This window comes from Methylocystis sp. H62, assembly GCF_015709515.1.
Classification (GTDB): domain Bacteria; phylum Pseudomonadota; class Alphaproteobacteria; order Rhizobiales; family Beijerinckiaceae; genus Methylocystis.
Genome location: NZ_JADNQZ010000041.1, coordinates 25,148 through 45,602, shown reverse-complemented (window position 1 = coordinate 45,602; position 20,455 = coordinate 25,148). Strand labels below are relative to the sequence as shown.

23 protein-coding genes and 1 pseudogene are annotated in these 20,455 nt (G+C 61.6%); 16 read left to right on the top strand and 8 right to left on the bottom strand.

Going from position 1 to position 20,455, the window contains the following annotated elements:
• Positions 1–57 precede the first annotated feature (57 nt).
• From IYY11_RS03480 to IYY11_RS03460, 5 genes are all read right to left on the bottom strand, one after another.
• On the bottom strand, positions 58–813 hold the full coding sequence (locus tag IYY11_RS03480) for a hypothetical protein (RefSeq protein WP_196402731.1): 756 nt from the start codon (positions 811–813) through the stop codon (positions 58–60).
• 105 nt (positions 814–918) lie between these two features.
• Positions 919–3,006, bottom strand: a complete 2,088-nt coding sequence (locus IYY11_RS03475; RefSeq protein WP_196402730.1) for a ParB/RepB/Spo0J family partition protein — start codon at positions 3,004–3,006, stop codon at positions 919–921.
• Between the two features lie 167 nt (positions 3,007–3,173).
• Positions 3,174–3,833 carry a GIY-YIG nuclease family protein gene (locus tag IYY11_RS03470; protein ID WP_246719593.1) on the bottom strand — a complete coding sequence of 220 codons (660 nt, stop codon included), beginning with the start codon at positions 3,831–3,833 and terminating at the stop codon, positions 3,174–3,176.
• 67 nt (positions 3,834–3,900) lie between these two features.
• Positions 3,901–4,761, bottom strand: a complete 861-nt coding sequence (locus tag IYY11_RS03465) for a hypothetical protein (protein WP_196402728.1) — start codon at positions 4,759–4,761, stop codon at positions 3,901–3,903.
• Positions 4,758–5,903, bottom strand: coding sequence for a DNA cytosine methyltransferase (locus IYY11_RS03460; RefSeq protein WP_196402757.1), 1,146 nt, complete (start codon positions 5,901–5,903; stop codon positions 4,758–4,760). Before IYY11_RS03460 ends, IYY11_RS03465 begins: the two co-directional genes overlap by 4 nt.
• Before the next feature lie 299 nt (positions 5,904–6,202).
• Here IYY11_RS03460 and IYY11_RS03455 point away from each other — a divergent pair, with 299 nt between their 5' ends.
• Positions 6,203–6,865, top strand: a complete 663-nt coding sequence (locus tag IYY11_RS03455) for a hypothetical protein (protein WP_196402727.1) — start codon at positions 6,203–6,205, stop codon at positions 6,863–6,865.
• On the opposite strand, the gene dinB is transcribed toward IYY11_RS03455, so the two are convergent.
• A complete protein-coding gene (gene dinB, locus IYY11_RS03450) occupies positions 6,862–8,010 on the bottom strand; it encodes a DNA polymerase IV (RefSeq protein WP_196402756.1) in 1,149 nt (382 codons plus the stop codon). The two genes, IYY11_RS03455 and dinB, sit on opposite strands and share 4 nt — an antisense overlap.
• 6 nt (positions 8,011–8,016) lie before the next feature.
• Positions 8,017–8,682, bottom strand: coding sequence for an SOS response-associated peptidase (locus IYY11_RS03445; RefSeq protein WP_196402726.1), 666 nt, complete (start codon positions 8,680–8,682; stop codon positions 8,017–8,019).
• A 178-nt stretch (positions 8,683–8,860) separates the two neighbouring features.
• Between IYY11_RS03445 and IYY11_RS22745 the strand changes: the two are divergent.
• Positions 8,861–9,139: pseudogene (locus tag IYY11_RS22745) on the top strand (serine hydroxymethyltransferase); the annotation flags it as partial.
• A 50-nt stretch (positions 9,140–9,189) separates the two neighbouring features.
• Complete coding sequence (locus tag IYY11_RS22740; protein ID WP_246719602.1) at positions 9,190–9,561, top strand: hypothetical protein; 372 nt, start codon at positions 9,190–9,192, stop codon at positions 9,559–9,561.
• Positions 9,562–9,588: 27 nt separating this feature from the next.
• On the opposite strand, the gene IYY11_RS03435 is transcribed toward IYY11_RS22740, so the two are convergent.
• Positions 9,589–10,314 (bottom strand): autoinducer binding domain-containing protein, encoded by a 726-nt coding sequence (locus IYY11_RS03435; RefSeq protein WP_196402725.1) that lies wholly within the window; start codon positions 10,312–10,314, stop codon positions 9,589–9,591.
• Between the two features lie 240 nt (positions 10,315–10,554).
• On the opposite strand from IYY11_RS03435, the gene IYY11_RS23205 reads away from it, so the two are divergent.
• From IYY11_RS23205 to virB11, 13 genes are read left to right on the top strand one after another with little or no spacing between them, the layout of a single operon-like run.
• Complete coding sequence (locus IYY11_RS23205; RefSeq protein WP_281431668.1) at positions 10,555–10,680, top strand: hypothetical protein; 126 nt, start codon at positions 10,555–10,557, stop codon at positions 10,678–10,680.
• Between the two features lie 20 nt (positions 10,681–10,700).
• Positions 10,701–11,228, top strand: a complete 528-nt coding sequence (locus tag IYY11_RS03430; protein WP_196402724.1) for a hypothetical protein — start codon at positions 10,701–10,703, stop codon at positions 11,226–11,228.
• A 53-nt stretch (positions 11,229–11,281) separates the two neighbouring features.
• Positions 11,282–11,575, top strand: a complete 294-nt coding sequence (locus IYY11_RS03425; RefSeq protein WP_196402723.1) for a TrbC/VirB2 family protein — start codon at positions 11,282–11,284, stop codon at positions 11,573–11,575.
• An 8-nt stretch (positions 11,576–11,583) separates the two neighbouring features.
• Complete coding sequence (locus IYY11_RS03420; protein WP_196402722.1) at positions 11,584–11,919, top strand: type IV secretion system protein VirB3; 336 nt, start codon at positions 11,584–11,586, stop codon at positions 11,917–11,919.
• A complete protein-coding gene (locus tag IYY11_RS03415) occupies positions 11,912–14,284 on the top strand; it encodes a VirB4 family type IV secretion/conjugal transfer ATPase (protein WP_196402721.1) in 2,373 nt (790 codons plus the stop codon). The genes IYY11_RS03420 and IYY11_RS03415 overlap by 8 nt, the downstream gene beginning before the upstream one ends.
• A complete protein-coding gene (gene virB5, locus IYY11_RS03410; protein ID WP_196402720.1) occupies positions 14,281–14,991 on the top strand; it encodes a P-type DNA transfer protein VirB5 in 711 nt (236 codons plus the stop codon). The genes IYY11_RS03415 and virB5 overlap by 4 nt, the downstream gene beginning before the upstream one ends.
• Positions 14,988–15,269 carry an EexN family lipoprotein gene (locus IYY11_RS23670; protein WP_196402719.1) on the top strand — a complete coding sequence of 94 codons (282 nt, stop codon included), beginning with the start codon at positions 14,988–14,990 and terminating at the stop codon, positions 15,267–15,269. The genes virB5 and IYY11_RS23670 overlap by 4 nt, the downstream gene beginning before the upstream one ends.
• A 2-nt stretch (positions 15,270–15,271) precedes the next feature.
• Entirely contained in the window at positions 15,272–16,255 is a 984-nt protein-coding gene (locus IYY11_RS03400; RefSeq protein WP_196402718.1) for a type IV secretion system protein, read from the top strand.
• A 35-nt stretch (positions 16,256–16,290) separates the two neighbouring features.
• Entirely contained in the window at positions 16,291–16,632 is a 342-nt protein-coding gene (locus tag IYY11_RS03395; RefSeq protein WP_196402717.1) for a hypothetical protein, read from the top strand.
• Positions 16,625–17,299, top strand: coding sequence for a virB8 family protein (locus IYY11_RS03390; protein ID WP_196402716.1), 675 nt, complete (start codon positions 16,625–16,627; stop codon positions 17,297–17,299). The genes IYY11_RS03395 and IYY11_RS03390 overlap by 8 nt, the downstream gene beginning before the upstream one ends.
• The gene (gene virB9, locus IYY11_RS03385) at positions 17,296–18,156 is read left to right on the top strand and encodes a P-type conjugative transfer protein VirB9 (protein ID WP_196402715.1); all 861 of its coding nucleotides are present in this window, start codon (positions 17,296–17,298) and stop codon (positions 18,154–18,156) included. Before IYY11_RS03390 ends, virB9 begins: the two co-directional genes overlap by 4 nt.
• 37 nt (positions 18,157–18,193) lie before the next feature.
• Positions 18,194–19,351 (top strand): type IV secretion system protein VirB10, encoded by a 1,158-nt coding sequence (gene virB10, locus IYY11_RS03380; protein WP_196402714.1) that lies wholly within the window; start codon positions 18,194–18,196, stop codon positions 19,349–19,351.
• 47 nt (positions 19,352–19,398) lie between these two features.
• Positions 19,399–20,421: a P-type DNA transfer ATPase VirB11 gene (gene virB11, locus IYY11_RS03375; RefSeq protein ID WP_409455216.1), complete on the top strand. Its 1,023-nt coding sequence runs from the start codon at positions 19,399–19,401 to the stop codon at positions 20,419–20,421.
• The last annotated feature ends 34 nt before the right edge of the window (positions 20,422–20,455 follow it).

The window sequence follows — 20,455 nt, the reverse complement described above, 5'->3', positions numbered from 1 at the left end:
GTCGCTCACGCGTCATGTGAAAGCGGACGCCACCGTGATGACGAAACACAGCCGCGATCACCGGGCGGGAACGAGCCGCTGCTCGGCTTCGTGGATGGCGGCCAGAGCCGCCTTAAAAACAGCGAAACCACGCTCTTGGGTCAGATCGGTTCGCTCGGCGACAAGAAGGCAACCAGTGCGAATGTCGGCATCCGTCACCGCGTCGACGGCGAGCGTAAGCGTCTCGTCCGCCTCGATGAGTTGCGCGATCTGAGCGCGGACGCTCTTTTCCTCGAGGCGGAGCAAGACATGGGCGCCAAATCCCGGAGCTGTCGCGAGCGGACCATGCTCGGCCTCGTCCAAAAAATCGCCGAGAATATCCTCGGTGCTCTTGCCCTTGATCGCATCTGCGGTGACGAGCACGGCCATGCCGCCAAACCCGTCCGGCCGCATTTTCGTGCAAGTGAAAGACGTGACGATGGCGACGTGATCCAGCGTCTTCGAGCGCTTGATAATATCTTGGAAAATGACCTCGAACGATGTTTGGCTGAGGTCAATCTCGACGTACGCCTCGTCGTCGCCCACGTCTTTCAGTTGGTCGCGCACGAAGTTGGCAGCCTCGCTGGCGACGCCCCCCGCCGCGGCAAGCGCGGCGCGGACGGTTTCGATGGGTAGCTCTATTTGATTGTTCGAGGACGTCTCCGCGAAGAAATAGAGTCCGTCGCCGTCCGGCTCGCTCTCGAAGATATGCGTCAACAGCAGTCTTTCGAGCGCCGTCATGTCGGAGTTGGGGATGGTCGGTTGAACGACGGTCGGTGAAAAATAGTCGGCCATGGAGTGCTCCAGAAAGACGAAAGCCCGGCGCGATGGCCGGGCCCTCTGGATGGGAGTGATGGGAAGACGGATGCGGGACGGCTATCGCCGCTCCGCGCTGGAAAATTACTCGGCCGCCGCCGCGTGCGGTTCATCCTCCTCGGCGTCGGTCGGCGTATCGCCATCGTCTTCCACGAGGAAATCCGGCAAGGCTTCGCCTTCGCCAATTTCCCCGGTCTGCGCATCCGCCGCCGCTTCCAACGACGCGGTGCGCAGAGGCTCCGGCAGCCAGCCCGTTCCCTGGAGCAACCGCTCGGCTTCGGTCGCCATGTCGGCTTTCTTCAGGTGATCGATCATCTGCGCGGTCGCCTCGCCCTTCGCCTCGCGCACGGCGGCGAGAATTCGCGCCTTGGTCACCTTGCCGAAAAAACTCTCGGCAGTCGGCGCCCAATGAGCGCTCATATCGAGCCCGAGATGTTCGGCCAGTTGATCGGCATGTTCGAGCGCTCGCGGCCGAAGGTCGTGCGGAAGCTGGAGCGCGTTGACGCTCTGCCCGACGCAATAAGCGAAGAGCCCGGCGGTGGCGTCCCGATCCGATTTCACCAGCCAGGCCCAGAGATCCTGCGATCTCTTTGGCAGACGCAATTGCCAATGCCCGTTGGCTTCGTCGTTCGCTCGCGCGACCGGCGTGTCGGCGAGGCCGGGCGCGTAGGAGCCAAGAAATACGTTTTTCGTCTCGAGTTCGACGCAGCCATCGAAATGACCCGAACCATAGAAGGCCTTCAGAGCCAAGGCGTGGGTCGCCGCCAGAAACGCCGCATCGGGATCATTGGTCAGGGCGACGCGCAACGCGAGAGTGCGATGCGCGGTCAGTTCACTCAAAAGCCGGTCGGACAGTTTTGACGAGGTCTCCGTCTCGTCCTCGCCGAGCGTGGACGAAGAGGCGGCCGTCTGCCCCTCGATTGCGTCGTCGGCCATTGAGCCGTCCGAGCCGTTTGACGCCCTCGCCGATCCGGCTCCGGCGCTCATCTGCGTAGTTGTGGCGGACGCCTCGTCTTCGGGGCGCACGAATCCGCGCTCGACATTCAACGCGCCGGAATGGTCGATGCTGACGAAAATTCCGGCGCGGGTAATTTCGTCAGGATTATAGATCGCCGGACGTTCGTCGACCGCTGCGATCTCCATTTCGAGCTCGGCCATTCTGTGGTCGACTTCCTCGGGAAGATCGTCGGCGCCCTCATGCTCGTCCGACAGCTCGTTATATTCGGCGAGCGCGGCGTCATAACGCGCCTGCTGCTCTTCCGAGATGGGCGCGTAGCACGCCGGCAGCCGCCGCAGGCCGCTCGTATGGCCATAGGGAAAATCGATCGCGACTTCGAACCATTTCCACCCCTCGGCGCGAAGGGCGTCCGCCGTTAGGTTAAGTTTTTCGCGCGCAAGGCGATCGAGCAAAGCGACATCCTGCAGCCATCCGCCGTGGTCGTGGACAAAGAGATCGCGCAGGATCACGCCGCCCGCCGCCTCGTAGGCGTCGACGCCGACGAAGACGGCGCGCTTGTCGCCCGCCTTGACCGCGCCCTCGGTCAGCATCCGCCGGATCGTATAGGGCTCCTTATTATAGGAGCGGCTCAACCCCTCCCACACCTGCTCCTGCCGGGCGTGATCATCGGTGACGCAAAACGCCATGAGCTGTTCGAGGGTCAACTCCGCGCCGACGTAAAGATCAAGCAGCTTTTGACTCGCCGCGGCGAGCTTCAGCCGCTGGCGCACCACCTGCTCGCCGACGAAAAACCGCGCGGCGATTTCGTCGATCGTCACACCCTGATCATGCAAGGACTTGAACGCCCGGAATTGGTCGAGCGGGTGCAACGCTTCACGCATCGTGTTTTCGGCGAGCGAGTCCTCTTCCTCGATCCCGTCCGTCTTCACGATGCAGGGAACTGGCGCGTTCTTCGCCAGCCGCTTCTGCTTCACGAGACGTTTCAGCGCGGCGAGCCTGCGACCGCCCGCGCTCACCGCGAATTTGCCGGTTTCCTGCTCCTCGGCGTCCCGCACCGGCCGCACGCTCAGCGACTGCAACAATCCGCGCCGGGCGATGTCCTCCGCCAGATCCTCGATGCTCACACCCGACTTGATCCGGCGCACATTCGCGTCCGACGCCACAAGCTTATCGAGCGCAATATCTCGCGCCGCCGTCAATACGACCTTCGACATGTCCCAAGACTCCGCGACGGGCGGGCGAAAGCCTCTCTCTCACCCTCTGCTCCATCACAAAGCCCAAAGGGCCCTCTTACTCTCTCCACTGTCACCACGACCCGAGAACCATCACCCGGTCACGTTTGGCGGATGGCGACGCCTTTCCCGCGCCCGGCGACATCGGGTCAAACATCTTCGTCGGTTTCCTGTTCGACTGACGCTGCGCCGCCAAGCGCGTCATAACGGCGAGACGCCAACCACTGAAGGCGCATGGCTTGCGTCAGAAGCACGCGTCGTAACCCACCCTGCACCTTTCGCTCGGAGATCACTTGCGCAAGACGCGAAATAATGAGCGATCTGCGAGCGATCCGAAAATCAGGATGTGACCGGAGCTCATATACGCGGTTAGAAACAATTCTCGCGCGCAATGATCGGGGAGCTTCGACGACGAGAGGCCCCAGCGGCGGGTCTTTCTCGTTCAAAATCGCTTTGAACTCCGACTGTTCGACGGCTCGCTGTGTTATCACTCGTTCCAAGGCGTCGAGGTGCTGGCGCGCGGCGACATCAGCGCGATTTGTTTCCTGGAATTGTGGTAGAGGCCACACCTCGATTTCGAGAACTTCGAATGGATCAAGCACTGACATCGCCACAGCATCGGTGCGCTGGTTGGTCAGATGACGGCGAATTCGAGTGCGCAGCATCTCGTTGGTCTGCCCGACGTAAATTGGTTCGCCGTCATAATCGAAGAAGGCATAGACGCCCCACTTGTAATGCCCAATTTTCCGCGTCTGACTGGAATCGTCTTCGAAAGGCGTGTCGAGAAATCTCGTCAGATTAGCCCGCAAGTCCTCCGTTTCAAACGGTGGAAAGTTTACGTAATCCGGATCGCGGCGGGGAGGATGATCGCTCGGGCTAGGCACGTCGGATCGCCGTCATTTCGGAGGAATGCTGGACAACGCCCCCGCGTTCGACTGTCGTGCGCCTCATTGTCTCTTCGCCAACAGAGGCGAATTCGAAACTCACATGATTGATCTCGTCGTCCCGACCTCCAAAACAAGAATGGAATGCGGCCAGGAGTTCGACGTTCGTCAGCGATTGAGCGCTGACTTTCGGCGCTTCGGCAGACGGAATCGAAGCGGGGAATAGATAGATGCAAGGCGGCGGCGCGCAGAAAGGGCCGATAACTGTCGTTCTGTCGACGCCACCTCCGGTCGCCAGCTTTGGACAAGCACGTCCAATTGTTCCACACACCATATCCCAAATTATGAGGCCGTCGACGCACTGATTGCGAGTGATTATCTGTGCGCTTATGCGCGTATGAACGCCGGACCAGGCGTTACGCCGTGGGTCGGCGCCGACGTTTGTGCACAAGCTCCAGATGACAAATTCATCCGCGCCTCCCGGGCGCTCGAAAATTTTGGAGTTGTCGCCGTCCAAACAGCCTTTCAGGTCGATGATTGCGGTTCGTCCGCTTTTAAGTTTCACAACATAGTCGTGCAGCACGCCACGCTTAGCACGGTCCCAACTCGCAATGTATCCGCGGTCCTCCAGGTGATTGAGCACGTGCTGGACGAATTCCCGCTTGTCTCGCATCGTCGCGGAAAATTCTCCGCGCACCTGCTGGATAGCGCCACGAAATATCGGGGAAGCATAGAAGTCTTTCTCCGCAAGCCCATGGTCGCCCAGCTTATGGGCTTGCGTCTTGAGCACTTCAGCAAATTGTTCGATCTGAAGGCGCAGGTTTGGATCCTGCTCGCATGGGATCACGCTCACGCGGCCTTCTCCGCCGCAGCGCAGACGCCAAGAAGCGGCTCGAGCAGATAACATGCCAAATGCCGCACGACATCGACGGCGACGCCGTCGCCCGTCAAATGATAAGCCTCGTTATAGTTCTTCGGCAGTTTGTATCCATCGTCGAGGCCCATTAACCGGGCGGTCTCTCGTGAGGAAATCAGGCGCGAGCGAATCTTGTTTCCATCGACGACAACAATTGTCTGTCGGCTTGAACCGCCTGCCGGCGTGCGCAAACACCCCGCGACATCGTCGAACCGAATTTCCGCCCGCTGCACCTTTACGCCATTTTCGTCGAACCGGGTGCGCTTATAGACCCCGCCCACCATCCGCCGACCAGAGCGCTTGGCGGCTTCAACCTTCGCTAGATTGACCGCAGACATTTTTGCAAGGATCTGCTTGGTTTCGGCTGCGGTGTGCCATTCGACGCTCGAAGGATTTTCTTCGATGATATCAGCGAAAGAATTCTTACGACGCGGCGGTGTCGGTAAATTCCACCAGAGCATCTTCTTCCTGGCGCGGGCGGATATGCCGTCGACTGCTCTGCGCAATCCGAGCGTGTGAAACGGCTCGATTGGCTCCGGCGACAAGAGCGACGGGTCGATCGTCACATCGTCCCGTACGCCAATAACGAATAATCGCGGCCGCGATTGCGGAACGAACAAAGAGGCGTTGATGATCACAGCCCCATATCGATATCCAGCATCGGCGAAGGTCTTGCAGATCGCTTCGAAATCTCGTCCGTCGTGAGAAGTCAGCGTGCCGCAAACATTCTCGATCGCGATAATCTTCGGCGCACGATCGTCGTCGATCAGCCCCGTGATGACGTCCCAAAACGGATAGAATGTTCCAGACCGCTCCCCCTTCAATCCTGCTCCACCCCCGGCCAGTGATAAATCCTGGCAAGGGAACGACCCCCAAATAAGGTCGGCGTATCCGGACAATTCACCTGCCGTGATTTTTCGAACATCGCCAATTTTGAGCTCTCCGCCCGTGCCCCAGTTGGCTTGATACGCGAGGCCTTTCTTGTGATCGAAATCATTCGCGAAAAGGCATGTCCAACCTGCGCCGAGTCCTGCTCGGGCCATCCCGCCTCCGGCAAAAAACTCATAAAAGTTAGGCATGCCGCTTCCGATCGAAGGCTTGGCGGCCAACTTGAACGTCGTCCCGCGCGAGCTTTTCTTTGATAGCTTCCGCAATCCAAGTGTTGCGAGAGACATTGCCGGGGCGCGTGCTCCGCGCATGGTCGATCGCCTCGAACGTCTCGGACGACAGCCGAAGATTTATGCGATCCAGTCCGCGAATCGCCGGGTTTTTTGAAGAATCAGTCATGGAGTGAGGCTGGCGCCTTTTTGGCGCCAAGTCCAGTATGTTCGATGTTTGTTCCTTAAATTCCGGCATCGAGGACAAAGGTCTCGATCACGTGACGGCGCCCGCGCGTGCTATGTTCCAACGAGCATCTTTTGTCAGGTCACCGCACATGCATTGGGCGCCGCGCTTGTTCCCCGTAATGATTCTCCGCCAACTGAAAGTCGCGGACTTGGCCGTGGTGTCGCCAGAGGAACTCGAACAAGCGGAGGAGGAGGGCGCGCTCGCCGGCAATCGTTCGTACTACGATCTACGCGGCTGCGGGTGGGACCTCGTTCGCACCACTCTCGATATCGAGATCAAAGTGATTGACCGACTGAAGACGGCCGATGACGTCGAGGCGGAAGCCTCGGCCTTCGAAGAAGAGCGGGTTACCGCATTCGACGACGAACCAGCGCTCTGGGGGCTGGATGTCGGAGTCGCCGCAGCGACGATCGCAATCTCGGCATACGGCGCGACGCCCGTGTCCAGCTGCAACGCAGGCGCGTTCGGCGGCCAGCACCAAGCAAGCTATCCCTACGTTGCATTTTTCCTCCCGAAGGACTTGGCTCCTGAGATAATGCTTTGCGCCGTGGCGGCAGATGTTGGGCTCCTCTGCGACGAAAATGGCGTCGGGCAAATTTATGGACAAGGCGGAATGGATCTCGTCCATTTCGCGGAAACCGCGTGGAAAAGAAACAGCAATTGTGGAACGCAGTCGTCCTCTAAGTTACGCTAAAGGTTCAACTTCAATTGTGCGTCAAGTGTCGGCCGCGCCTCTTCGAGAGATGACAACGATACGCCCAGAAGCCGGATTCCCTTTTGCACGGGAAAGACGGGTCCAAGCAAAGTGACGGCGAGATGTTCGAGTTCCGCTTGCGTCGCAATTGATGCGGCGCTGGTCCGACTGCGAGTGATCTGGCGAAAGTCGGCATATTTGACTTTCAGCGTCACGGTGCGCCCACCGATGCGGCTTCCCTCACAATAGCGCCAGACCTTTTCGAAGATCGGCTGGAGCGCGTCGCGCGCCGCCTCGAACGTGAAGAGGTCATCGGAAAAAGTGTTTTCGGCGCCGACCGACTTGCGAATGCGGTCAGCTCGGACCGGCCTGTCGTCGACGCCGCGCGCAATCCAATAATAGAATGGCCCGGCATTGCCGAAATGCTGCTGAAGGAAGGAATGCGTCTGCGCTCTCAAATCGAGTCCGGTTTGGATGCCGAGCCGGTTCATCTTCGCGGTCGTCGCCGGCCCCACGCCATGGAATTTCCCGACCGGCAGAGTCTCGACAAAGGCCGGCCCCATCTTCGGCGTGATGACGAACAGGCCGTCCGGCTTCCTGTAATCGGAGGCGAGCTTCGCCAGGAACTTGTTGTAGGAGACCCCAGCTGAGGCCGTAAGGCCGGTTTCGGCGCGGATCTTCGCCCGTATGTCCTCGGCGATATGTGTCGCCAAGGCGATCCCCTTCAGATTTTCGCTCGCATCGAGATAGGCCTCGTCCAGCGACAGCGGTTCGATGATCGGCGTGTACTCGGCGAAGATCGCACGGATCTGTCGTGACACGTCTTTGTAGGCGTCGAAACGCGGCTTCACAAAAATAAGGTCAGGGCATTTCCGTTTGGCGGTGACGGACGGCATCGCCGAGCGTATGCCGAACTTTCGCGCCTCATAGCTTGCCGCCGCGACGACGCCGCGCTCCCGCGATCCGCCAACGGCGACCGGCTTGCCACGCAGCTCCGGATTGTCGCGCTGCTCGACGGACGCGTAAAAGGCGTCCATATCGATGTGGATGATTTTGCGCTGTCGTGCAGGTTCGAAAGCTGCGTCTTGATCCCGCCTTTCGACGTTGCTCCTCTCCCTGTCTGAAACGTCGTTCGGCGCGAGCATGATCATTCAGGCCGCAAGGCCTCCCTCATCCTGCTTCTCGCCCCTCGCGACGATCATGAGAACATCGTCGGCAAGCGGCTGCTGCAGCTCGAGCGCTTGCTCGCCCGGCGCGGTCATCCAGAGGTCGATTTCCTTGCGCGTCGTCAGAATGGCGGGCATCGCCTTCGGATGGATCGCGCCAACCACATTATTCGGCTCGGTGGTCAGAAACGCAAAGACGTCATTGGTCGTCTCGCCTTCCTTCACCTTTCGCACGGACGTCCAGAGGGTCCAGATTCCGGCGAAGAACGCCAGCGGCCGCGTCTCGTCGAGCGCAAACCACACCGTCGGGTGTGTGCCGTCGGGCAGCGCCTCGTTCTCGGAGAAGCTGGTGAAAGGCACGACGCAACGGTTCTCGATCCCGAGCCAACGCCGCCAATGCGGGGAATTGACGTTGCGAACATTGGTGACGCCAGGATCCGAGTTCCTGCCTTTCAGCGCAAAGACCGGCGAGGGCATTCCCCACCGCGCCAGCGTCAACTCGCGCCCTTCCGGTTGATTTCGGACGATCGGGGCGGGGTAGTCGGGAAAGATAGCGGGGAAAGGCGGCAGATTGCCGGTGCGGTCGCGCATGGCGCCGGCGAACTCGCGGATCGCCTGCTGACCCTTCGTCACCGAATACAGATTGCACACGGTCTGATTCTCCACACCGCCACATGCCGCTCGGTCCACTGAACCACATTTCGCGTTTTGTTCGCAACGCCTTCGCAGTATCCAGAGAACGCCCGTCGATTCGTCTTCGTCGAGGTGACAGCCTGGGAGCGGAAGTCTGGACCGCGCTCGAAAATGCGCGCCCGCCCGAGAGGATCGGATGTCTCACCTCCACGATGGCTACTTCACGACCCGCCTGGACGCTGATCCGGAACTTGCCGATTTCATTCGCTGCGAACTCTGCCGGCAGCAGGACGGGATCGAGCTGATCGCCTCCGAAAACATCATCTCGCGCTTGGTGCTCGAATCGCAGGCCTCGGTCTTGACCAAGTAGACCGTCGAGGGCCTGCCCCATAGCCGCTACTACGGCGGCGCCGACATCGCCGACGCGATCGACGCGCCGGCCAAGTCTTCGGGCGCCGCTCCGTTTAGAGTTCGAAAACGAAAATTCGGTAGTTTAAACAAAATCCTGCTCGGAGAGATGGGACCGTGGGCGACAATGCCGATCTCGAACAGCGAGCTGTCAAGGCTTTGCACTGCTACCGCGAGGCGCTCACCCGGGTTGAAGGGCTGGAACAGGAGGAGGCGGCCGCGCGTCGGGCGCTTGCCGAGTGGCAGGGCCGTGTCGAAATCGCAACGTTCAATGGCAACGCTTCGCCCGCGAGATCGCATCTCATACAGACTGGCCAGGCGACCATTGCTCGGCTCCATGAGGTTAGACTCGCCATGAGCGAGGCCACGGCGGCGCTGGACTTAGCCTACAAAGAATTTGCCGCCCTCGACGACGAATTGGGCTACCTCCCAATTCCGGCGACGGCCAAACCGGATACGACGAACGCTGCAAACAGTCCCGAAGAGTGAAAGCCCGACGCCGGCTTCGCTCCGCCGTCAGGGAATCATCCCTCGCCTCAAGGCCAGCGCCACCGCGTGCGCCACATTCTCTGCATGGAGCTTGTTGCGCGCATTGTCGAGATGATAGGCGACCGTGCGCGTTTTGATATCGAGGATCTGGCCGATCTGATCCATGGCGCGCCCACGCGAGGTCCAGGCGAGACACTCCGCTTCGCGCTGGCTCAGCGGTGACGATCGCTTGAAAACGGTCGATGGTTTCAGCGCGGCTTCGACATGGGAGTGGAAATACATGGCCATGAGCTGCATGATTTCCTGCGCTTCCGCGACCTTCTCGAAAACATCCGGACCGCCCTTATCAGCAGCGAAGGTGAAAAGTGCAAAGCGGTCGAAACCGGCCCGGATCGGAATGGTGACGCCTTTTTCTATGCCAAACTCAGCTGCTTCGCCGAAAAAGCGTTTGCAAGGGTTTCCCCGCCCCTTCGATGCCCGGGCTCCGTTCCAGTGGAACAGATCGCGGTCGCGCCGTGCTCGAATGATCACCGGATCAATCTGCTGATAGCGTTCGTTCAAGTAGTGCGTCGTCCATTCCTTCGAATAGGTCGAGATCAGAGTATGAGCCTCGTCAGAGAATCCGAGATAAGCGAACGAGCGAAAACCCAATCTTTGAGTCGCCCGCTCACCGAGCGCGCGGAAAGCCAATGGATCTGCTGCCGTATGCACGGCGTCGACAAATTCCTGAAACACATTTTCTAGCTGCCGCATTTTTTAACCCTTTCGCCTTGCCCCGGCGCCCGCCTGCTCCTGCTTTATGCAATGGCCTCACGTTGCATGTGCTCGAATGAACGCCGCCGCCAATTTGCAAACGGTGTGTGTGAGCAGGATGCGGCGATTTTGTGAACGCCTTTGCGCAAACAACCCCTGCGAAATCTCGCAGGTTCGGCGCGCCCACGCTTTTGGTTTGTTCCGCTGCGAATTCACCGCCGATTCGGAAGGCTCAGTCTCATGCAGATCATCGCACTCAGCCGCGGACGCTTGCACGCCAACAACGGTCTCATTTCTCAAAGGAGCTTTTGCGTCGACACGCAGCACTGCGCCGCCGCCGCGCGCCCCCTGCGCGTCGCCGTCTGACCGCCCGCGGAGCCAATCGAATGGATCCTTCAGCCTTCATGGCGCTCGCCGAACGCTGCACTCCGCCCGTCGATGCGCGGCCGTTGATCGAAATCGTGCGGGCGGCGAGTGGCATTGAGCCGCTTTCGCTGACGATCGATGGCCGCAAGCCAATCAAAATATTGGCGACCTCGAAGCCGGAAGCGATCGAATTAGCGATACAAGCAAAGATCGCCAGACAAGACGCGCAGCTTGGTCTCGTGGGTCTAACGTTCGGCGATCTCGACAAAGCTGGGATCGGTGTGGCGGAAGCCTTCGAGCCTTGTGCGGCGCTGCGCGCGACCGTGCAGATTCTCAGTGACGACCCTAAGCATTTCGCGGGACCGAAAACAGCGCGCATCCTGGGCGTGGCGCGCGCGAGGCTCCCGACCGACGATGAGGTCGAGCATCGCGAGGAACGCATTGTCGCGGAGCCAGAGCCGCCGCCCAAGAAGCCATGGGACGTGTTCGGCAGTGCATCCGGACGTTCGCTCCTTGTCTATGAGGCGCCCTCGCCTTCCCCACGCTAACCGCACCGCCAATCACTCACCATCTCTCGTTCACATGGAGCCCTCGATCCGTCATGCAATCACTGCCTCGCCGTCTCTCCTTCCTCCTGCTCGCCAGCGCCGTCATGACGCTCGCCCTCAACGAGCCCGCCGCGGCGCAAAGCGCCAATGTCGAAAAGGTTCTCCAGAATATCGTCGACGCGCTCACCGGCAACGTGGCGAAGCTGCTCGCGACGCTCGCCATCATCATCACCGGCATGTCGTGGATGTTCGGCTATCTCGACTTGAGGCGCGCCGGCTACGTCATTCTCGGCGTCGCCATCCTGTTCGGCGCCGCCGAAATCGTCTCCACGCTCACCGGCAGATGAGCGCGCCCATGAGCGACGAACGCCTCGTCGAGGACACTCTGTTTTTGGCCTGCACGCGTCCGGCGATGATTCTCGGCGTGACGATGGAGGCCATGGGCCTCAACGTCATTTTCTCGTCGATCCTGTTTGTGCTGGCAGGCAGCCTGCTCTACGGCCTCGTCGCCTTGCCCATCCATTTCGCTTGCCGGCTCATCTGCCGGCGCGACGCCAATCAGTTCCGCATCCTGTTCGCTTGGATCGAGACGCGCGGCCGTCACCGCAACGCGCGCTTATGGGGCGGCTCGTCCTGCACGCCGCTGCGGCTCGTTCGCCGCTTCAGCGCCGAGGAGCTCGTCCATGGCTAGCGTCGCAATGCGCGTCAAGGCGCGGGAAGTGGAATCTGGCGTCCACCTCCCCTATCTGCGCCATGTCACCGAGCATGTGATCTCGCTGTCGACGCGCGCGCTGATCACCACGATACGTCTTTCTGGCGTCTCCTTCGAGACCGCCGATGCGACCGATCTCAACGATCTGCACGCCAAGCTCAATCTGACGCTTCGCAACATCGCCGACGAACGGCTGGCGCTGTGGACGCATGTCATCCGCCGTCGGGCCGTCGATTATCCGGACGGCGCCTTTCGCTCGGATTTCGCGCGTGAACTCGACGAGGCCTATCGGGCGCGTCTCGTTTCCGAGACGCTCTACAGAAACGACCTTTACCTCACCCTCGTCTGGCATCCGGGACGCGACCCCGCCGAGCGCGCTTCGCTGTTCTTTTCGCGTCTTGGACGCGCCCAGCGCGCCGGGGCCGAGGTCGATTCTCACGGGCTGAAGAAGCTCGACGATGTGACGCGCGATCTGATGGCTGCGCTCGATCGCTATCGGCCGCGCCGTCTCGGCCTCGTGGAGCGGCATGGCGTTGTCTTTTCGGAAACGGGCTCCTTCCTGCAGGAGCTCGTCGCCTGTGAAAGTTTTCCCTTCCCGCTGGTTCAGGGGCCGATCGGGCCGGCGCTCTACGCGAATCGCCTGATCTTCGGCCGCGAGACGATCGAAATCCGCGGCCCCGGCGGTTCACGTTTTGCCGGCATGTTGGCCTTCAAGGATTATCCGGCGACGACCAAGCCCGGCCTCCTCGACGGTCTCCTCGCCGCCCCCTTCGAGCTCGTGCTCGCGCAGAGCTTCGCTTTCCTCGACAAATCGGGGGCGAAGACCGTCATGACGCGCAAGCAAAACCAGCTTCTTTCGGCCAACGATCCGGCGGCTTCGCAAATTGGCGACCTCGACGCGGCGCTCGACGATCTCGAATCGAACCGCTTCGTGATGGGCGAACATCACCTGTCGCTCCTCGTCCTCGCCGATGCGCCGAGAGCCCTGCTCGACAAGATGAGCCTCGCTCGCCGGATTCTCGCCGACGCCGGCGCCGCCGTCGTGCGCGAGGATCTGGGGCTTGAGGCGGCTTTCTGGGCGCAATTGCCGGGACTGTTCAAATATCGGGCGCGCGCCGGGGCGATTACCTCGCGCAATTATGCGGCGTTCTCGCCCTTTCACGCCTATCCCTCCGGCAAGGCCGAAGGCAATCATTGGGGACCGGCCGTCGCCGTGCTGAAGACCGCATCGGGTTCGCCATTTCATTTCTCGTTCCATGTCGGCGATCTCGGCAACACCTTCATCTGTGGTCCCTCGGGCTCGGGCAAGACCGCATTCCTGACCTTCGCCCTGGCGCAGGCCGAGAAACTCGACTGCCAGCTCGTGCTCTTCGACAAGGATCGCGGCGCCGAACTCTTCATCCGGGCGATCGGCGGCGCGTATCTGACGTTGAAGAGCGGTGCGCCGACCGGTTGCGCGCCCTTGAAGTGTTTCGACCTGACGCCGGCGAATCTGACGTTTCTCGGCGCGCTAGTGCGCAAACTCGTCAGCGTCGAAGGCCGGCCGCTGTCCGTCGCCGACGAGCAGAGGATCGACAACGGCCTCTTGGCGCTGCGCGACATGCCGCGTACAGAGCGCTCCTTTTCGGCGTTGCGGGTGTTCCTCGGTCAGCGCGATACGGAGGGAATCGGCGCGCGGCTGGAGCGCTGGTGCAAGGGCGGCGCCTTGGGATGGGTTCTCGATGCTGACGAGGACATCATCAGCATCGATTCTCACGCCTTCGGCTTCGACATGACCGAGGTGCTCGATGATCCGATTATCCGCACGCCCATAATGATGGTGCTGTTCCGGCACGTCGAGGAATTGATCGACGGCCGCCGCATCGTCATCGCCATCGACGAATTCTGGAAGGCGCTCGGCGACGAGGCCTTTCGCGATCTCGCCAATGACGGGCTGAAGACCATCCGCAAGAAGAACGGCGTCATGGTGTTTGGCACCCAGTCGCCGCGCGACGCTCTGGCCTCCCCGATTGCCCATACAATCGTCGAGCAATGCCCGACCCAAATCTTCTTTCCGAACGCGCGCGGCCAGGCGCGCGATTATGTCGATGGCTTCCACCTCTCCAAGACGGAATTCCGGCTGATCCGCGAGGAGCTTTCGACCGAAAGCCGCCGGTTCCTCTTGAAGCAGGGCCATGACGCCGTGGTCGCCGAACTCGACCTCAAAGGCATGGACGACGCGCTCGCCGTCCTTTCCGGGCGCACCGCGACCGTCGAACTTCTCAATCGCCTGCGCGCCGAGGTCGGCGACGATCCGGCGAAATGGCTCCCTCTGTTCCATCAACGCCGAAAGGGTCTGGCATGAACCCGCGCAAAGTGACCATCCCTCTCGCGATCATAGTCGCCCTGCCCTTCCCGGCGTCGGCCCAGGTCGTCTTCGATCCGAGCGTCTTCGCCCGCCAGTTCGACCAGTTGATCGAAATGAAGAAACAGGTCGAGACGCTCACTTCGCAGTTGAAAGTCGCGCAGGACCAGCTCGCGCAGGCGAAGCAGCTCTATGATTCCTTCAACAAGCTGACGAACGCCAACGACGTCGCGAGCCTTTTGAACTCGTCGGAATTTCGCAAATATCTGCCGGGGGAATTCTCGCAGATCGAGGGCCTGATCAAGGGATCTGGCTCGGGCAGCTTCGCCTCTTCGATCGACGCCTATCTCTCGCAGAACCGCGTCTATAGCGAGAACCCCGGTAACTCGTTCTATGCCTCCGAACTCGATCGCATCGCCCGCCAGACGGGCGCGAAACATTCGCTCGGACAGGCCGTCTACGACACGGCCTCCCGTCGCGTCGACCAGCTCGAGGAATTGCGCCGCCAAATCAGCGCCTCGAAGGACGCCAAGGAAGTGCTCGATCTCTCCGCTCGCCTGCAGGCCGAACAGGCGCTGCTACAAAACGACGTCGTGCGTCTGCAAGGCCTCGCCATGATCCAGCGCGCGCAAGCCGACATGGACGTCGAGCGCGAGCGCGAACGGCGGCGGCAAACGGTCGATGAAATGAAGGCCGCCCTCCAATGAAGACACTCATCTCGACACTATTGATCACAATGTGCCTCGCAGGATGCGACAAGGGACCCAGGTCGTCTGACACCGCGTCGAAGACGGCGCCCGAGGTCCACGACGTTGCCTGGTATCTCGAGCACGAGACCGAGCATGACGCAACCAAACGGCGGTGCAAAGCCAATCCGGGAGCGCTGCGAGACACGGCCGAGTGCACAAACGCGGATCAAGCGCAAAAGCAGATTTTTGTTTGGGGGCGCGAAGAAGCCCTGCGTCGCTCGCGTGAAGGTCACTGATCATGGCCATCGCCGTTTTTGACGAATTTCTGAAAGAGTTCGAACAGCCGATCACGCAATTCGTGTCGAACTCCGTCCAGAACCTCACATCCTATGTCGACGCGCCGCTGCGGGTGGCGGTGATGCTCTATATCGTGATCTACGGAATCGCGGTCATGCGCGGCGCGATCCAGGAGCCGATCCTCGACTTCGCCTGGCGGGCGATTCGGATCGTGACCGTCATCCTGCTCGCGACTAACGCCGCATCCTATCAGCAATATGTCACGGCCCTGTTTTTCGATTCGCTTCCCAGGGAAATCAGCGGAGCCATCGCCGGCGGCGGCCTCGACATGAAGTCTGGTCAGCCCTTCGACCAACTGTTGACGAAAGGAATTTCAGTCGCCCAAAAAATATACGATCAGGCCGGTTTGACCGATATCGTGCCGGCGCTCGTCGCCGCTATCCTACTGGTCTTCACTGCCGTCAGCGGCTTCCTGCAATTCGCGATCATGCTCTATGCCAAGGTTGGCCTCGCCCTCGTGCTGGCGCTCGGCCCGATTTTCATCGCCCTCATGCTGTTCGAGGCGACGCGGACCTTCGGCGAAGCCTGGACGCGCCAACTCGCCAATTTTGTGATCCTGCATGTGCTCGTCGTCGCGCTGATCGGGCTGATGCTGACGACCGTCGGGCATTTTGTCGACAAATACGGCGCCAACGCCACGACCGGCGGCCAGTTGATCGTCGGCGCGGTGGCGATCAGCGCGGTCTTGGGGCTTGCCGCCTATATCGCCTTGCAGTTGCCGGAGATCGCCGGGGCGCTCGCTGGCGGCGGGGCCTCGCTCGCCGCCCATATGCTCAACCGCTGGATGGCTGCTTACGCAACAACCGCCACGGCGGCGGCCACGATCGGCGCCTACGCCGGAGCGAGCATAGCCACGGCGCGAACGCTCCGGGCGCTGCGCGGACGGCGCGCAGGCGGCGGCATCCGCCATGTTCCTGCGGAATAGCAGAATTCGATCATCTCGAAGATCTCGGAGACGGAATGAAATTACGGATCACATTTTTGACGCTGGCCATGGCGAGCTCGCTCGGCGGCTGCGCCAGCCTGACGGGCGCGGGCGCGCCGTCCTGCGACGGCTCCGCGCGACGCCCGCTCAATCGTTCGCTCTGGGAGTGGGAGAGCGCCAAGTCGATCTCAGGCGCGCCGATCGCGGCCCCGCTGATGGAGACGCCAACGGCGGCGCCTCTTCCGCCTTCGAGCGGCGAACCGCTCATCCGCAAGGGCGAACTCGCCCGCCCTCGAGCGGTGGCGCGCGGGATTGCCCTCCCCGCCTTCGATGTCGCCGCCTCGACGCGGCGCTGTGGTGGAGCCGATCATGGTTGAGGCGGGCGATTTGAAAACCTATTTCGAGCGCGCGCGGCTCTGGGAGCAGGATCTGCTGCTGTCGGCGCAACGCTCGAAGCGCCTCGCCTGGGGCGTCGCGGCGGCGGCCTCGATCCTCGCCTTCGTCTCGATCGGAGCGGTCGTGGTTCTCACGCCGCTCAAGACCGTCGAGCCTTTCGTCATTCGCGTCGACAATGCGACCGGAATCGTCGACGTCGTCTCCGGGCTCAAGGACGAACCGCAGACCTATGACGAGGCGATCGTCAAATATTTCTTAGGCCAATATGTGCGGACGCGGGAAGGCTACAGTTTCATCGAGGCGCCGACGAGTTTCCGAACCATCTCGCTGCTCTCGACGCAGAGCGAACAGGCGCGTTTTGCTTCGCTCTATCGGGGCTCCAATCCCGACAGCCCGCAAGTCGCCTATGGCCGTAGCGGCGTAGCGGAAATCCGCATTAAGGCGATCTCGCTGCTTGGCCCTAATCTCGCTTCTGTGCGCTACTTGCGCGAAACCCGGCGCGGCGATGAGACCAAGATTTCGCATTGGATCGCGACGGTCGCCTTTTCCTTCGAAAAGAAGGCGACGATCTCTTCTTCCGATCGCCTGATCAATCCGCTCGGTTTTCTCGTCTCCGAATACCGATCCGATCCGGAGACCGCGCCATGATGAACCGCCTCTTCTTAGCCAGCGTCGTCGTGCTCGCCGCGGGCATTGTGCTGACGCCGCTACCGGCTTCCGCCTTGCAGCAACCGACGGCCGGCTCGCGCGACGCCCGCGTGCGCATGGTCGCCTATGATCCGAGCAATGTCGTCAAGATCAATGGCGTGATCCGCGCCTCGACTCAGATTCTGTTCGCGGAAGACGAAGAGATCGCCCATGTCGCGATCGGCGACGCCGTCTCCTGGGAAGTCGCGCCCGCCGGCAACATCCTCTTTCTCAAACCCCGCGAAAAACACCCGCCAACCAATCTGCAAGTGGTGACGACGCGCCGCGACGGGCGCAAACGCTCTTATCAATTCGAGCTGTCGATCGCGGAGATTTCCCTCGCGGACAGCTATTTCATGGTCCGCTTCGCCTATCCCGGCGACGAGGCCGAAGCGCGCCGCGAAGCGAGCGTCGCAAGGCGCGGCGACACCGAGTTGCGCGCCATCGATGAGACCTTTTCGCTCCATAACGCCACTGCCCCGCGCAACTGGAGCTATTCGGCGCAAGGCGCGCCGAGCCTGGAGCCCGACGCCGTCTACGATGATGGCAAGGAAACGACGCTGCGTTTCGAAGGCAACCGCGAAGTTCCGGCGATCTACCTCGTCGTCTCCGACGGGACCGAGAGCTTGGTTCCAAAAGATGTGCGCGGCGAACTCGTCGTTGTCCATGCGGTTGGACGTGAGTTGCGTCTTCGCCAAGGCGCGGAGGTTCTCTGCGTCTTCAACGAGGCCTTCGACCCCGTCGGCGTCAACCAGGCGACGCGGACGACGAGCCCGAGCGTCGCGCGCCTGTCGCGCCGCGCGCAACGAACACGATGAGCGTCAACTCGCAACCATATTCGAGAAAGCAACCACGATGAATGAAGACCCCGCCGCCAGTCGGCTCGATCAGGAGCGCCGGATCACGCCCGTCTCGTCTGATAGTGATACGACGCTGCCGTGGCGCAAGGGGCTGGGCGTTGTAGGTCTCGTCACGCTGTGCGGCCTCGTGTTGTGGGCGAGCTGGAAGCGCGCGCCGGCCGAAGCCGAGGCGCGCCAGAAGCCGATGATTACTGTCGCGAGCGCATTCGAACGCCCGCGCGATCCGCCTGCGGCTCGAGTGGAGCCGGCGGCGCTTCCAATCGCAATGCCGGCCCCTCCCGAGCGGTCCAAAGCCGACGAACTCATGGACAGCGCGCGGCGCGCCCCGGTGCTCGCTTTCAATCGCCCGCCCCAGACGCGGGCGGGTGCGCCGACCGCTCCATTTCCCGGCGTAGATCCTGAGCCTACGGGTTCAATTTACCCAAACGGCTATGGTCCTCCCGAAGCGCCCAACGAGCTCGCGAGTAAACTCAAGCCCACCACGCTCGACGGGGTGCGCGCGGCGCGGCTGCCCAATCGCCATCTGATCGTCACGCAGGGGACCGCCATTCCTTGCGTGCTGGAGACCGCCATGTCCTCGGACGTGGCGGGGTTCGTCTCCTGCGTCGTCGAACGCGACGTCATGTCGGACTCTGGCCAAGTCGTGCTGATGGAGAAGGGCACGCAGATTGTCGGCGAATATCGCGGCAATGTGCGGCGCGGCTCAAAGCGCATGTTCGTCCTTTGGACCCGGGCCAAGACGCCGACCGGGGTGATCGTTGCGCTCTCAAGCCTCGCGACCGACGCGCTCGGGCGCTCCGGTTTCGACGGCGAGGTCGACAATCATTTCTTCGAACGATTTGGCGGCGCCCTGCTGCTGTCGATCGTCAACGATGCCGGACAAATCGCCGCCAATCGGCTGTCGCAAGCCAATGTCCAGGTGAATTCGATCCAGAACTCTGGACAGAGCGCGGCGGCGATCGCCACCGAACAATCGATCAACATTCCGCCGACGCTTTATAAGAACCAGGGCGAGCTCGTCTCGATCTTCGTCGCCCGCGATCTCGACTTCTCTTCCGTGTATCGCCTTCGGATCGTCGAGGGCCGCACCCAAATTCTCGATCGCACAATTGTAGGCGGCGTCACGGGGCCGCAATGGGTCACCAAGCCATGAGCGGCGAAGGCGCGGCGGCCCTCGACGATTTTCTCGTGCAAGACGAGATGTACGGCGCCGCGCCGTCGGCGGAGCGCCGCGTTCTGCTGCGCTGCCTCGAGCCGATCGCCGATCTCCTCGCAGACCCCGAGCTGACGGAAATCGTCGTTAACCGGCCGGGCGAAGTCTTCACCGAAGGCCCCATTGGCTGGACGCGCCTTGAGCGCAGGGGCCTCACCTTCGCGCATCTGATGAATCTCGCGACCGCCGCCGCGGCCTTCACCCGCCAGGACATCGCCTCCGACCATCCGATTGTTTCGACCGTTCTCCCTTTCGGCGAGCGCTGCCAGATCGTCACCCCACCCGCCGTGCCCGCGGGCACGCTCAGCCTCACGATTCGAAAAGTCGCGCCGCTGACAATGACCCTCGACGAATTCGACCGCCGCTCTCTCTTCGCCGACGTTCGCCAGGCGAGCGACGAACTCTCGGCCGACGAGCGGGAGCTCGTGCGGCTCAGAGACGCAGGTCAATGGCGCGCCTTCCTCGAACGCGCTGTGGCCAGCCGCCGCAACATCGTCATTTCCGGGGCGACGGGATCTGGCAAGACGACGCTCGCCAAGGGCCTCGTCGCGCTGATCCCGGAGCATGAGCGAATGCTCACGATCGAGGATGCGGCGGAACTCACCATACCCCAGCCCAATCATGTCCGCCTGCTCTACGCCAAGGACGGACAAGGCGTCGCCAGGATCGGCCCTCGCGAATTACTCGAATCGGCGCTGCGCATGCGCCCCGATCGCATCCTCTTGCAAGAGCTGCGCGACGGCACGGCCTTCTATTATCTGCGCAATGTGAATTCCGGCCATCCGGGTTCGATCACCACGGTGCATGCCGATTCCGCGCGGCTCGCCTTCGAACAGCTCACCCTGCTCGTGAAGGAGAGCGCCGAAGGGCGCGAACTCGCCCGCGAGGACATCAGGCGGCTGCTCCATCTCACGGTCGACGTCGTCGTGCAGATCTGTCGCCGCGACGGCCGCTACCGCATCACGGAAATCCACTATGATCCCGAGGCCAAGCGCCTCAATGCGTTCTGAAGGGCAAACCGCGAGAATTGTCGCCGCCCTCATG